Here is a 13,370-nt window from a genome sequence, read left to right as displayed (position 1 = left end):
CATGAGCGCTTCCACACTATAGCACATGGACGACTCCATTACCCTTCTCCCCGTGTACGGTCGCCTTGGCGAGATCGCGGACGAATTTGCCCGCGCGCGGCTCCTCCTCCTCACCGCCGAAACGGGGGCGGGAAAAACCACGCTCGTGCCCTGGAGGCTCCTCTCCCATCCCGCGTTTTCCGCGGGACGCATACTTCTCCTCGAACCGCGCAGAATCGCCGCGCGCGCCGCCGCGGAGCGTATCGCCTTCCTCGCGGGGGAGCCGCTTGGAAAATCCGTGGGCCTGCACACCAGGCACGAGACGGTCACGGGCCCCCATGTCCGCCTCGAGGTCATTACCGAGGGGGTGCTCCTGCGCATCATCCAGAACGACCAGTCCCTCGAGGGATACTCCGCGATCATCTTCGACGAGTTCCATGAGCGCAACCTCCCCGCGGAGCTCGGGCTCGCGCTCGCGTGGGATTGCCGCGCGGCGCTCCGCGACGATCTCGCACTGCTCGTCATGTCCGCGACGCTCCCAGTCGAAGACTTTACGAAGGCGTTCGGCGGGTGGCCGATACTTACCGTCCCCGGAAGGAGCCACCCGGTGGAGACCGGGTACCGGCCCCCGGCGGGAAACGAGCGCATCGAAACCGGCGCCGCCCGGCTCGCGATAGAGGCGGCGGGCATGATGGGGAGCGCGCCGGGCGACGTGCTGGTGTTCCTTCCCGGCTACCGCGAGATCCAGCGCGCGGCCGACCTTCTCGCCCGGGAGACCGCCGGGAGCATGATCACGGAAATCCTCCACGGCAGGAACTCCCCCGACGAACAGCGCCGCGTGCTCCACGGTTTCCGGGAAGACCGGCGCCGTATCATACTCGCCACGAACGTCGCGGAATCGAGCCTCACCATTCCCGGCGTGCGCGCTGTCGTCGATACGGGCTTCGAGCGCAGGGTGCGCTTTTCCCCGCGCACGGGCATGGACCACCGCGACACCGCGCGCATCAGCGCCGCCTCGGCCGCGCAGCGCGCGGGACGGGCTGGCAGGATGGGGCCCGGGATTTGCCTGCGCTGGTGGAACCCGGGCGAGCGCCTGGAACCGCACGCGGCGCCCGAAATCGTACAGGCCGATCTCTCGCCCCTCGCGCTCGAGACCGCGGCATGGGGCGCGCGCGACGCGCGGGAACTCACCTGGATCACCCCGCCCCCGCAGGCGCATCTTGAAAGGGCGCGGGCACTTTTATGCAGGCTCGGGCTCCTGGACGCGGAAGGGGGAATCACCCCGGTCGGAACACGCGCGGCGGGGATGGGCATGCATCCGCGCCTCGCGCGCATGGCCGGAGAAGCCGCGCATGACGGGAGGCTCTTCACCGCCTGCCTCATCGCGGCCATCCTCGAAGAGGGCGAAGGCCCGCATACCGGCTCCGTCGATTTCAGGGACCGCATCGAGGCCTGGATGGCCTGGGAGCGCGGCCAGGGCGGGAGCGCGTCGAACGGTTCCATGCACCGGATTGCCGACGAGGCGCGCCGCGTCGCGGGCTCGATCGGGGGCGTGCGGTCCCGCATAACGGCAGGCGATATCGACCCCTCCCTCGCGGGCGCGCTCCTCCTGCTCGCCTATCCCGACCGCGCCGCGCGCAGGACCGTCTCGACCGAAGGCGCAGCGCGCTATGTCACCGCGGAAGGCAGGGGGGCCGTCCCGGTGGGACGAATCGGGACGCACGAATTCATCGTCGCGCTCGAGATGGACGGCGGCGCCACGGAGGCCCGCGTCTACTCCGCCGCACCGGTCGAGCGCGCGGAGATCGAGCGCGCGCTTGCGCCCCTTGAGGAAATTACTGAAGCGAGCTGGAGCGGATGGACGCCCTCCGTGCGCGTGATCGTGCGCGCGGCGGGATTGCGCATCGGCGAACGGCGCGGGAAGGTTTCCCCGGACACCCTTGGCACCCTGGCGCTCGAAAGGCTGCACGCCGGCGGCATCGCGCTCCTCCCCTGGGACGGGGAACCGGCGCGCCTCAGGGCGCGCTGCCTGTTTGTCGAACGGCGCGCGCTTGCGCCGGGCTGGCCGGAATTTTCCGACGACGCGCTCGTCCGCGACGCGCACGAATGGCTTCTCCCCTTCGCCGCGACCGGGGGCGGGCCGGTATTCACGGGGGCGTCGGTCATGAAAGCGCTTGAATCAAGATTGGGGTACCGATATCGCCCCCTGCTCGATACGCTTGCGCCCGCGCAGGTAACGCTTCCCTCCGGCTCGCGGCGCGCCGTCGACTACGAAAGCGGCGATATCCCGGTGATCGCCGCCCGCCTCCAGGAATTCTTCGGGTGCGCCGATACGCCCCTCATCGGGGGCGCGCCCGCCCTGCTCCACCTGCTGAGCCCCGCGGGAAGGCCCGTGCAGGTCACGCGCGATCTGGGCGGCTTCTGGACGCGGACCTACCCCGAGGTGCGCAGGGAGCTCCTGGGCCGGTATCCCCGCCACTACTGGCCCGACGACCCCATGCAGGCCGAGCCCACGTCCAGGGCCAAGCCGCGGAAGAGGTGAGACCAGTGCCGTTCGGCAATAGAAGTCGGAGCTTTTACCCGGGGCGCAGGGATGGGAGATGTGGGGATTGAAGAGATGGATGAGATAAAGCGAACCCGGAATTGAATTTTCCGGGCTTTATACCTATCATTAACGCAATCCCCCTGCGTCCGTGACCTTGGTGCATTACCGGAAGGTCCGCAGCCCTGGGGGACACTACGCCAGGAGTTACACATGAAATTCGAGAGCTTTAATAAAATAGCAAGACACTCGGCGTGGATCGCAATTGGGGCTTTTTTCCTGTCCCTGGCGGGCTGTAAAACGGTCAATACGGAGATCATGATCGCGGCTTCGCCCGCGACGGTGTGGAAAATCATCTCCGACGCGCCGGGATTCCAGGAATGGAACCCCGTCCACGTGCGGATCGAGGGCGAATTCAAGGAAGGTGCGCCCGTCAAGATCCACCTGAAAGACCCGAAAGGCAAGGTCACGGCGTTTCCGGCAATCGTCAGGCGGATGGTTCCTGAACGGCTCCTGAACCAGGGAGGGGGCACACCAGGGCTTTTCACCTTCAATCATACGTTCAGCCTCGAACCCGACGGAAACGGCACGCGCTTCACGCAGCGCGAGGAATTCCGGGGCGTGGGCGTCCTTTTCTTCGGGCTGGGCTGGGTCGATGAAAGCTATCGCACGGTGAATCAGGCGCTCAAGGAAAAGGCCGAATCCCTGGAAAAATCCGGGATGCCGCGATGAGCGCGCCTAGAACGGCAGCGCCACGCCGAACACGACCTGCCCCGGCAGCGCCGCGAATATGATCCTGGGCGACTCGTCGGCTTTGTCCCTTGACGCGCGGCGGTAACGGGAACGGTACTCGCTCCAGTCGTCTACCGCACGCATGGGCTGGGTGAATATCTGGATCTCGCTCACGATCATGCCAAGCGCGAAGCACATAAGAGCCTCCTTCCCGGGTTCCTTGCCCTCGCGCCGCAGGCGCTCGTCGTAACCCTTCCATATAACCAGCGCGCCTCCCCCGTTCACCACCACGCCCAGCGCGTGACCTATCCACGATCTCCCGAATTCCTCGTCCTCGGACGCGCTCCCGAGCAGGCCCTCGCCCCGCGCGAGCTTCGCCGCGCGCTCGTCGGCCGTTCCGGACGGCATAGCCCTGAGCTCGCCCGCCCCGTAGATCGAGGCAAAGCGTGAAATCAGGATGCCCGCCACGCCCAGTGCCGACTGAACCCCGTACACGTTCTGGATGATCTTCGTGCCCCCGTTGTCCGTCGTCGCCGCGGTATAGAAGCTCGCCCCCGTGGAGGCGCCGTAAATCCCGAGCCAGCCCCACCACCAGAGCGTTGCGCGAAAGTCGCCTCCGTCCAGCGCATTCTGGATAAAGTCGATACGCTCGGCGGGATCGCCTGCGGACGCTGCCGGATCGGCAGCGCGGAGCGCGGTCGATACTGAAAACAGGATCATCATTGCGCAGCATAGTTTCATCGTCATCCGACATTTCATCGGTTTTCTTCCTCCAATCATGGATTATCGAGAGACCGGCCGGAAAAGGCCGGCGTGTGCCGCAGGACACGGCATGCGCCCCGCAGGGCGCGATAGCAATGCAGTATCATACAGGCATCTCCGGTTCAATTACTTTTTTCGCGGGCGTCACGGCGGGCGGAACGGATGAGCCGCTCACCGGGGCGCAAGCGTATCCATATCCAGAGGCTCCGCCCCGCACGCGTCTTTTATCAGCGACAGCGCCCCGACGGGACAGCGCGATCCGCAGATCCCGCAGCCCATGCATTTCTTTTCATCGATTTCCGCGGCCTCCTGTATCCCGATCGCCCCGAAGGGACAGGCGTCGGCGCATGCGCCGCAGCCGTTGCAGTCTTCCGATACCGCACAAAGATAGCCGGAGGGTGCGAACATCGGGATACCCATCGCGTACGCTTTCATGCTCATGCAGCAGCACCCGCAGCAGTTGCATATTACCCAGAACCGGTTGCCCAGGGTTTCCTTGAACCACGCGGAATGGGTCCATCCACGCTCGTCGGCCCGTGCCAGGATATCGAGCGCCTCGTTTCGGTCGATGCCGCGGGCGTTGGCCACGCGATGCTCGAGCACGAACCCCGCGAAGGGCTCGCCCACGATCATGCAGACATCGACCGGCGTGCAGTGGCCCGACCGCGACGTGCGGCAGGGGCAGTCGATCACGACGATATGGTCCGGGTTTTTGAGCACGAGGTCGCGGGCCTTTGCGTAGGGGATGACGGTCTCCGCGAGCGACGGAAGCGAGATATCGCGCCCGACCGAAACGAGTTTCTTCGCGTCAGCCAGGGTAACGACCTTTCCGTGGTAAGGACTGGTTTCGCGATCCATGAGAAGCGGAAAGAGCTTCTTCACCGACACCTGGATCATTTCATCCACTGCCTCCCCACCATCGCCATCCGGCATCACCGCGCCCTCCCCCGTGCTCTTACGCAGGTGGTACAGGTAGCGGCTTATCCATCGCAGGTATACATACCCGTCCATCATGGTACCGGCGTCTTCGCTTTTTTCGAACATGCTGAAAAAGTCTTTCGTGGACTGCTTCATGCCCGGACCTCCAGTTAGTTTGATATCATACTATTACGACTTTTTAAAAATTCCCCAGCATTTTGCCGAGAAGGCGCATCAGATCCCCCTTTTCCCTTTCGGTGAGGCCCCGGTATGCCCTGGCCCTCAGGCGGACCGATATCGCGTTAATAACCGGTTCAAGACCCTTCCCTTTTACAGTGAGCGAGATAAACGAAACCCTGCTGTCGCCGGGATCGGCCGATTTTTTCACGAGGCCCATACGCACGAGCTTTTTCACCAGGGCGGTGATGGTGGACTTGTCCTTCCCGATAAGGTTCACCAGGTCCTTCATCTGGATTTTTTCCCTTCTCGTGAGCACGCCGATAATCTCCATGTGGGAGACGCCCAGTTCTCTCATTCCGCCCTCGCGCAACTCGCCCGCCAGGAACCGGTTCACCCGTTCTGTGATCCTCCCGATTACGAAAAGCACGAGGTCGCGATCCATGAGGCTATATTGTTTGATATAAAACTTTTGTCAAGCGAATTCAGTCTCCTTCGGTGCCCGCACCGCGGTACTCCCGACATCGATAAATTTCTTGCCCAGGTCCCCTGCACATGATAGCCTCCCCGCGGAGGAAGGAAATGATACAGGAACAGTATATGGACTTCGCGGCCTACCTGGAACACGGTATTCAGGCGATCGAAAACACGGGGATCACGATCCTGGAATGCCGTGACCGCTACGTAAAAATCAAGCTGCCCCTGTTCGGGAACACGAACCACCTGGGCATGATGTATGGCGGCTCGCTGTGCATCCTGGGCGAGGTCTCGGGCGGGGCGATATCGGGCGTCTCCTTCGGGGTGACCGATTACGTTCCGATCATCAAGGAGATAAAGGTCCGATTCACCAGGCCCGCCGTGAGCGACGTGGTGCTCGAGGCGTCGCTTTCGGAAGACACCGTGAAGGAATGCCTGGGCAAGATCGCCGAAAAGGGAAAGGCCGATTTCGCGCTCACGCTGGAGCTCAGGGACGTCGCCGACGCGGTCGTCGCGCGGGTCGACGGTCTCTACCAGGTGAGGCCCCTGCCCCCCGGCATGCCCAACCCGGTGGTCGGGTTCGCCGCAAAGCTCAAGGGCTGAAGCGCACCGTTCCTCGCCGCTCGATTCATCTCGTTAAGAGAAAAATCACTCTTCAACCCGGAACCGGGAAAATTTATTTGTTGACCTTTCAGCCTGGTGCAATATAGTTGCTATAGCTATTATCGTTGTGACTAATATTCCCATACGACCAGGAGCCGCCATGAAGGGTGAATTCAATCTCGAAACGTCGCTGGGCTACCTCCTGGGAAGGACCCAGGCCTCCATGAAGATGAGCTTCAACCGGGCGATTAAGGAAGCCGGCATTGACGCGACGGCTGAACAATGGGGATTATTGAACATTATTAAAGCCGCTCCCGGGATAATCCAGAGCGATCTCGCGGAGAGGAGCATTAAAGACAAAACCAATGTAACCCGGATGCTCGATGTCCTGGAAAAGAACGGATGCATCGAGCGCGCGCGCGATACGCGAGATCGCCGCGCGTACCGGGTATTCATAACGGGGAAAGGAACCGCACTGCTGCGGCGCCTCGTCCCGCTGGCTGTGCGCACCAATGAAGAGGCCGCGCGCGGACTCGGCGCGAAAGAGATAAAAGCCCTGACCGATATACTCGCTATCCTCTACCATAACACGAAGGGAGGTTGAAGTATGGATTACCTTATGTATTGCGTCCTGGGTTTAGGCGCCTTTGAAATCGTATCGAACGCGTTCCATCTCTCGAAAGGCTCGATCACGGGAATCGGGCAATCGGCGAAGCGACAGCACCAGGAGCTGCCCCTGGATATCGCCGATGCGCATTTTTTCATCAAGGCGCTCATCATGCTGGGGTTTGGTCTGATATTCGTCGCGCTAAGCGGGCTTTATTTTCTTACGGGGAACATGGCCCCCTGGGTCGTGCCGGCCGGGCTCGCGTCGTTCAGCGCATACGGATTTGTTCAGGCGGCAGCGTATCGGAGAACGCCTAACGTGTGGCTTTCGGCGCTCGTGTACTCGATACCGCTCGCCGCATTCCTTTTTTTGCACGTCCGATAGCGCCGTCCGGAGTTCCCGCCCCCCGGTACGGCAGTCTGGGGATACGTGAGGAGCCGCGCGGGCATCGCGGGGAATTCAGGATTTATCGCCGCCCGGGGACTCGAAATACCTTCGCCCGCTCTTGGTTTCCCCCACGAAGCCGTTGAAGAGCACCTCCAGGATGACGGGGATCTCATCCGAGAGCGGGTAGTTCATGCCGCAACGCAGCCACTTCTGCACCACGCCGTCGATGAAGCCCAGTATGCCGTAGAACACCGTGTAGAAGTTCGTGGTCTTGAGCCGCTTCTCCTGGTTGATCGCGACGATGCGCTCCTTGATCATGGGCAGGGAGGACGCCAGGAAGCCGAAAAAAATGTCCCGTTTCCCGGAGCTGTGCAGCATCGCCTCGCTGTGGATGAGGCGGTACACGTTCTGGTTGGACTCCACGTACTTGACCCAGAACTCGATGGCCTCCTGGATCTGGACCAGTATATCGGTCCCGCGCGTGAAAATGATGCTTATCTGCGAGCCGATCTCGCGGTATTTTTCCGCCAGGAGCTGTTCCAGCAGGTCGTCCTTGCTCTTGAAGTAGCGGTAGACCGAGCCCTTCCCCACCCCCGAGAGCGCGGCGATATCGTCGATGGTAGCCTTCTGGAAGCCCTCCATGGCGAACACGTGCAGGGCCGCGTCGAATATCTGCCTTTTCTTGGAATCGGCCACCGTGCGCTTGTCGCCCTTGCCGGGGACCGGGTAATTGACGCGTCCCATGAGCTTCTTGAGGAACTGCGAAGGGACGCTAAAGTCCTTCACGCCCGCGTTCGCCGCCTCCTCGACGGCGACCTTGAAGAGACGGATCGAGGCGTCGGGCATGCCCTTTTCCTCGAGGTACCCCGTGACGTTCGAGAGGTACGCCGAAAGCCACTGCCCCGCCTTTTCCGAGAACGACGCCCTGTCCGGCTGTTTCTCCGCGATGAGCCCCAGGGATTCGCGCACCGCGGCCCGAAATGCCGACTCGTCGAAATTCCCGTCTATGGAAAAATATTTTCCGATCTCCGCGTAAAGCGGGATCCGCCTGCTCCTCGTCCTGTCCTGGACCGTGTCGTTCGCGTGCGCCATAACCCTCACCCCGCCGGCCTGCCGCCGATTTTCACACTACCTGTGATAAGCCAAATCCGGGAAAATGTGTCAACCCATTTCTGACCACGCCGGGACGGCGGCGGACCGTGTCGCCCTGCGTTGCCCGTCAGCCCATGTCGCGCGCGCCGCGGCCTTGCTGACGGAACGCGGCCCGTGCTCCCCCGGTAAATCCAGCGCGACAAGGTTCTTTAAGGCACCCTCCCGAACACCGCGCTGCAGAGCAGATCGGCCGCGCGAATATCCGCCCCGGCCCGGTCAGGGTCGGCGACGGGCGCGGATACACGATTGGCCATGAGGAACTCCATGGTGTTTCCCGCAAGCGCCTCATCGAACCGGCGCTCGCCTTCCAGCTCCGCGAGCGCCGCCTCCCTGATCCGCGAGATGCCCGCGAGGAGGTCGCCGCCGTTTCCCGCGTCGCCCAGGACACGAAGGGCAAGCGCGATGCAGGCGGCGAAATCCCCGTCGCCCGCATCCTCCGTGATTCGCGTCGAGCGCATGACCTTCGCCAGGAAGCGCTCCCCGGCCGCATCGAGTATATAGGGGGAATGGCGTATCAGTACCCGGACCCGGATGTACCGCTCCCGCGCGAGGGGCCCCAATAGCGATTCTTCCGGCATGTGCAACACGCGCCTGTCGAGGCGCAGGCGACACGCGAATTCAGTGATCTTTATCGGGCCGAATTCCGCGCTTATAACCGGCGACCCGGGCAGCGTAACCTCTACCCGCCGCACCCGCATCGACAGGGAGGCGATGATCGAGGCGATCGTATCTTTCGACAGTCCCGGGTAGTGGACGCAGGGTTCGATCTCTTCTTTCAGGTAATCCGGCGGGGCGTACAGGAGCGATTCCAGGGCGGGATCGGGCTCCGTCCTGCCTTCAAGCATATCGGCGAAGGCGGCTGCCGGTTCCATTCCCAGGGCGGACTCTGCGAAACGCATGACGTCCTCACCGGCGATAAACCTTCGTGTGAGAAATCGCTCTATGAGCTTCGCGATGGCGTGTGCATAATCATTCATGGGATGCGCAATGGTCGGCTTCCGGGGAGCCGCGTCTATCACTTAAGCGCGTCGAAATCCGGCTCGCTGTATCGGTACCGCCGCCACGGAAGCTCCAGGTCCACGATGCATCCCGGCTCCCCGCACTCGAGCACGAGCCTGGGCGCGTGGTAGAGCAGCGTCATCTGCTGCGCCGTGTTCCCCGGCTCGCCCATGGGATGGCCGAACGGCCACTTGAGGAAGAGGGACCGGGGCGGGCGCACCGACTCCAGGTGGTTGCGCGTGAGCCCGAAGGTCGCCGTTGCGATTCCCTTCGTTTCCATCTGCCTCGCTATCAATCCCACGGATTGAGTGCAGAGCGGTCAACAGGGGGTGAGGATCGCGATATCCACGCCCGCGCGCGCGAGCCTCGCGGCGACCTCCGGCGCATAACGGCGCACGAGCAGCCTGCTTTTCGGGATGTACCCCATGAAGGAATAGGCGACCGGGTGGAACGCCCCGATCACGCCACGGGCGGCGAGCTCCTGGAGCCTGTCGCCGGGAATGGCCACGTTGATGTCCTTCATGATGTCGCGCGTGTCGACGTGCGAATGCGAAACCGAATATCCCGCGGTAATCTCGTCCCACAGGAATTCGCGGTACGTGGGGTCGCCGCCGCGCGTATCCATGTCGAAGGGCTCCTGCGAGGGAAGGTGTACCCCGCACGAGGTCACCAGCGCCACCGTGCATTCCGCGAGCGGCTTCGAAAGGCGCGCGAACGGTATCCCGCCCCCCGGCTCGGGACGCGGGAACGGCAGGATCCGAATGAACGCCCGGGTGAGCCCGCCCAGCCTGACGACGGTGCGCGCGTTCACCCGGTCAAAATATTTCCAGAACCCCAACGCCCTATCGCTTCGAGAGCGCGCCGTCTTTTATCACGACGGTCTCCCCGCCCGACGCGCGGACCGAACCCACCCCCTCGACCTCGATCTCGCAGCTCGAACAGATGCTCGCCATGGTGGTGCTGCTCCCGATCGAGGTGTGGGTGGTACCCGTCTCGTGTATGCGCACCGTGTAGGTCTGCGAATCCTCGTTTTTCAGGTCGACCGCCCAGGCCGACACGCCGGCGAGCGTGAGTATGAGCGCCGCCATCGCTAATCTTTTCATATGCTGCCTCCTCGTTTTTATTTTAATATAGGCCGTATCGAATCACGCGCATTCGCTCATGCGGGAATTCTACCATTTCACCCCCGACCCCCCCCCCGCGCCGCGAGATCGCGCACCGTCTGTTTTCCTATCCCGTCCGTCGACCCGGTCACAAGGATCGTTTTGTCCGCCGATTCGCCCATTCCCCTCCCAGGGTCACCAGCGATCCCAGTGTACGTTTTCCGGCCTGTACTTGTCCTTAGGCAGGTCTTCACCCGTGGGATAGCCCACCGGTATCACGTTCAACGGGACGACCGTTCCCGGTATGCCAAGTATCTCCCGTACGCTCGCCACCCTTTCCGTCGATGGGTACGCCGCGGTCCAGACCGCGCCAAGTCCCGACGCCTCGGCGGCGAGCAGGATATTTTCCGTCGCCGCGGAGCAGTCCATAACCCAGTACTCGCTGCCGGCGCCTTTCGTTCCCTCCGCGGGAATGCCGCAGACAACTATTGCCGCGCCGGCACGTGAGAGCATTTTGGCGAAGGGCAGCGCCGCGGCGAGCCTGTCCAGGATGGCCCGGTCTGTCGCCACTACGAAGGCCCACGGCTGTTTGTTGAGCGCGCTTGGCGCGGCCATGCCCGCCTTCACCAGGAGATCGAGCGCGTCGCGTGGAACCTTCCGGTCGGTGAAATGGCGCACGCTTTTCCGGCCGAAAATAACCTTGAGGACCGGGTCGGAATCATATCCCGTAGCGTGCGCGCAGAACACACGATACCCCCCGAATCCCGCGAGCCCGCCGGCCAGGACCCCTGAAATAATTATTGCGATCGCGGTTTTCCTGTTCATGCCTTTCCCTCGATTCATTAAATAGTGCCTTCAGTCCCCGAGAAAAGCAAGCCGAATACGAGTGGGATTTTCACAGACCGGTGGGTTATTATTTTGAAAGGCTTGCCGTTCAAGGGTGCTTGTTGGGAAAATATTTTGTATATTAGAATTGAGGCATGCAATCATAAATCTTATGCGCGAAAATAAGCTTTCGCGCGCCTGCGCGTAGACGGTGGAGTCGTAAAGAGCGCGTTTTAGAATCTCATTGTCGTAACGGTACCGTGTGAATGCTTCAGGACGGGAGAGCATATTGTACGCGGGCCCGGCAGGTGATTTTTACGGAATCCAGGAGAAGCGCGATGAACGATATCTTCACTCACATAGGCTCGAAAGATGAGAAGGGCATATTCAAATACAATATTCTTATCGATGGATGCTGGCAGTGTTTGAAAAGCCAGAAGACATTCGAGGTGCGCAATCCCGCCACGGGCGAACTGATCGGCCTGGTGCCCGAGTGCGAGGCGGACGACGTGAGGGCCGCGATCGAATCCGCGAAGACCGTCACTGGAATCGCGCATTTCAGCCCCCTCCAACGGCTTGAGATCATGGAGCGGGCCCGGGTCATCCTGCTCGAACACGCCGAATTGATGGCGTCGATAATCACGCGCGAATCGGGAAAGCCCATCTCGATCTCGATGGGCGAGGTGAAATCGACCGCCGGGCGCCTGCACCTGGCGAGAGAGGAAATACGCGTTCTCTACGGCGAGTATCTCCCCGGCGAATGGGTCGAAGATACGAAGGACAAGTTCGCGATCGTGATGCGCAAGCCGCTCGGGGTGGTGGCGGCCATTTCACCTTTCAATTATCCTCTTTTCATAGCCGCCGCGAAAATCATCCCGGCCATTCTCGCGGGAAACACCGTCATCGCCAAGCCCGCGAGCGATACGCCCCTGAGTCTCATACATTTCGCGCGCATCCTGGAAGCGGCCGGAATGCCGCCTGGCACCATGAACATCGTGAGCGGCAGGGGATCGGCGATCGGCGACGTGATTATCGAATCCCCCGATATCGCGGCCATCAGCTTCACGGGCTCCACCGGGGTGGGCGAGTATATCGCGAGCAAGGCGGGCATCAAGAAGATACACCTCGAGTTGGGCGGAAAGGCATCGGCAATCGTGCTCTCCGACGCCAATCTCGACAATGCGGCCCGGCAGATATGCCGGGGGGCCTTCCGCAACTCCGGACAGCGCTGCGACGCCGTGAGCAGGGTTTTTATCCAGCGGGAGGTCAGGGCGGCTTTCCTGGAAAAAATTCTTGCCGAATCGCGACGCTACGTCGTAGGCGATCCCATGAAAATCGAAACCGAAATGGGTACGATAATAAACCGGAAGGCGGCCGAAAGGATAGACAGGCTCGTGGCGGATGCGCGTGCAAAAGGCGCCGCCGTGGTTCTGGGCGGCACCCGCAGGGACCTCTTCTATGACGCAACCGTTATCGACGGGGTCACCACGGACATGAGCATTGCGTGGGAGGAGATATTCGGTCCCGTAATTCCGATCATCGAGGTGGAAAGCCCCGAGCAAGCGGTACGCCTCTCGAACGAATCGGAATTCGGGCTCGACAGCTGTGTCTTCACCGAGAGCATAACGAGCGCAATAAGGATATCCAGGGAGCTCCAGGACGGCAGCGTGACCATCAACGCGGCACCGGCGCATGGCGTGGGGCACTTCCCGTTCGGGGGGAACAAGAAGTCGGGGCTTGGACGCGAGGGCCTCAAATACAGCATCGACGAGCTCACCAAGCTTCACACGGTCATCTTCGCCGATCTGCCCGGATAACCCATTTCACTCGCCTGGCGGTACGATGACCGGAGGCTGCGAATTATTTTCCGGAAAAACGCGGTGTGGGGACGCACCTCGCTCCGGTATTTCTGGTGTGTACAGGTTTGTAATGCTTAGACGGCGCTGGTGCGGCGATGGATTCTTCCCTTCATGGGGTTCCTGGGGTCTCCCCAGTATAATTCCCAACAAATGATGCCGTTTTCGATCCTCTGACCGATGGCATAGTGCGAAAATTCTGCATAGTTATGCCTGCTCCCCGCTTCCTGCAACAGTTCGTCCAAATATCG

15 protein-coding genes are annotated in these 13,370 nt (G+C 61.9%); 6 read left to right on the top strand and 9 right to left on the bottom strand.

The genetic code is table 11. The features are described 5' to 3' along the window. Positions 1 to 25 precede the first annotated feature (25 nt). Both hrpB and EPN93_17205 read left to right on the top strand, forming a co-directional pair. The gene (gene hrpB / locus EPN93_17210; GenBank protein TAL31533.1) at positions 26 to 2,521 is read left to right on the top strand and encodes an ATP-dependent helicase HrpB; all 2,496 of its coding nucleotides are present in this window, start codon (positions 26 to 28) and stop codon (positions 2,519 to 2,521) included. 213 nt (positions 2,522 to 2,734) lie between these two features. Further along, entirely contained in the window at positions 2,735 to 3,253 is a 519-nt protein-coding gene (locus EPN93_17205; GenBank protein TAL31532.1) for an SRPBCC domain-containing protein, read from the top strand. 6 nt (positions 3,254 to 3,259) lie between these two features. Here EPN93_17205 and EPN93_17200 read toward each other — a convergent pair whose 3' ends face one another. The 3 genes from EPN93_17200 to EPN93_17190 form a co-directional block, all read right to left on the bottom strand. Further along, positions 3,260 to 3,994 carry a hypothetical protein gene (locus tag EPN93_17200; protein ID TAL31531.1) on the bottom strand — a complete coding sequence of 245 codons (735 nt, stop codon included), beginning with the start codon at positions 3,992 to 3,994 and terminating at the stop codon, positions 3,260 to 3,262. A 192-nt stretch (positions 3,995 to 4,186) separates the two neighbouring features. Continuing rightward, a complete protein-coding gene (locus EPN93_17195; GenBank protein ID TAL31530.1) occupies positions 4,187 to 5,089 on the bottom strand; it encodes a 4Fe-4S dicluster domain-containing protein in 903 nt (300 codons plus the stop codon). 43 nt (positions 5,090 to 5,132) lie between these two features. Continuing rightward, complete coding sequence (locus EPN93_17190; protein TAL31529.1) at positions 5,133 to 5,555, bottom strand: MarR family transcriptional regulator; 423 nt, start codon at positions 5,553 to 5,555, stop codon at positions 5,133 to 5,135. 110 nt (positions 5,556 to 5,665) lie between these two features. Here EPN93_17190 and EPN93_17185 point away from each other — a divergent pair, with 110 nt between their 5' ends. The 3 genes from EPN93_17185 (at position 5,666) to EPN93_17175 (ending at position 7,181) form a co-directional block, all read left to right on the top strand. Next, complete coding sequence (locus EPN93_17185; GenBank protein TAL31528.1) at positions 5,666 to 6,190, top strand: DUF4442 domain-containing protein; 525 nt, start codon at positions 5,666 to 5,668, stop codon at positions 6,188 to 6,190. 160 nt (positions 6,191 to 6,350) lie between these two features. Then, positions 6,351 to 6,794, top strand: a complete 444-nt coding sequence (locus tag EPN93_17180; protein ID TAL31527.1) for a MarR family transcriptional regulator — start codon at positions 6,351 to 6,353, stop codon at positions 6,792 to 6,794. A 3-nt stretch (positions 6,795 to 6,797) separates the two neighbouring features. Further along, positions 6,798 to 7,181, top strand: a complete 384-nt coding sequence (locus EPN93_17175) for a hypothetical protein (GenBank protein TAL31526.1) — start codon at positions 6,798 to 6,800, stop codon at positions 7,179 to 7,181. A gap of 75 nt (positions 7,182 to 7,256) precedes the next feature. On the opposite strand, the gene EPN93_17170 is transcribed toward EPN93_17175, so the two are convergent. The 6 genes from EPN93_17170 to EPN93_17145 all read right to left on the bottom strand — a co-directional run bounded on the left by EPN93_17170 (position 7,257) and on the right by EPN93_17145 (position 11,263). Continuing rightward, positions 7,257 to 8,276, bottom strand: coding sequence for a TetR/AcrR family transcriptional regulator (locus tag EPN93_17170; GenBank protein TAL31525.1), 1,020 nt, complete (start codon positions 8,274 to 8,276; stop codon positions 7,257 to 7,259). 209 nt (positions 8,277 to 8,485) lie between these two features. Further along, positions 8,486 to 9,313 carry a hypothetical protein gene (locus tag EPN93_17165; GenBank protein ID TAL31524.1) on the bottom strand — a complete coding sequence of 276 codons (828 nt, stop codon included), beginning with the start codon at positions 9,311 to 9,313 and terminating at the stop codon, positions 8,486 to 8,488. A 38-nt stretch (positions 9,314 to 9,351) separates the two neighbouring features. Next, entirely contained in the window at positions 9,352 to 9,615 is a 264-nt protein-coding gene (locus tag EPN93_17160) for a hypothetical protein (GenBank protein ID TAL31523.1), read from the bottom strand. A 39-nt stretch (positions 9,616 to 9,654) separates the two neighbouring features. Continuing rightward, a complete protein-coding gene (locus tag EPN93_17155; GenBank protein ID TAL31522.1) occupies positions 9,655 to 10,173 on the bottom strand; it encodes a hypothetical protein in 519 nt (172 codons plus the stop codon). 4 nt (positions 10,174 to 10,177) lie between these two features. Then, positions 10,178 to 10,438, bottom strand: a complete 261-nt coding sequence (locus tag EPN93_17150) for a hypothetical protein (protein ID TAL31521.1) — start codon at positions 10,436 to 10,438, stop codon at positions 10,178 to 10,180. Between the two features lie 195 nt (positions 10,439 to 10,633). Then, positions 10,634 to 11,263 carry a nitroreductase family protein gene (locus EPN93_17145; protein ID TAL31520.1) on the bottom strand — a complete coding sequence of 210 codons (630 nt, stop codon included), beginning with the start codon at positions 11,261 to 11,263 and terminating at the stop codon, positions 10,634 to 10,636. A gap of 266 nt (positions 11,264 to 11,529) precedes the next feature. Here EPN93_17145 and EPN93_17140 point away from each other — a divergent pair, with 266 nt between their 5' ends. Further along, positions 11,530 to 13,080 carry an aldehyde dehydrogenase gene (locus EPN93_17140; GenBank protein ID TAL31519.1) on the top strand — a complete coding sequence of 517 codons (1,551 nt, stop codon included), beginning with the start codon at positions 11,530 to 11,532 and terminating at the stop codon, positions 13,078 to 13,080. Positions 13,081 to 13,370 lie beyond the last annotated feature (290 nt).

Source organism: Spirochaetota bacterium (assembly GCA_004297825.1).
Taxonomy (GTDB): domain Bacteria; phylum Spirochaetota; class UBA4802; order UBA4802; family UBA5368; genus FW300-bin19.
Note: the sequence above shows the minus strand (reverse complement) of the source record. Positions and strands in the feature narration are given on the sequence as shown.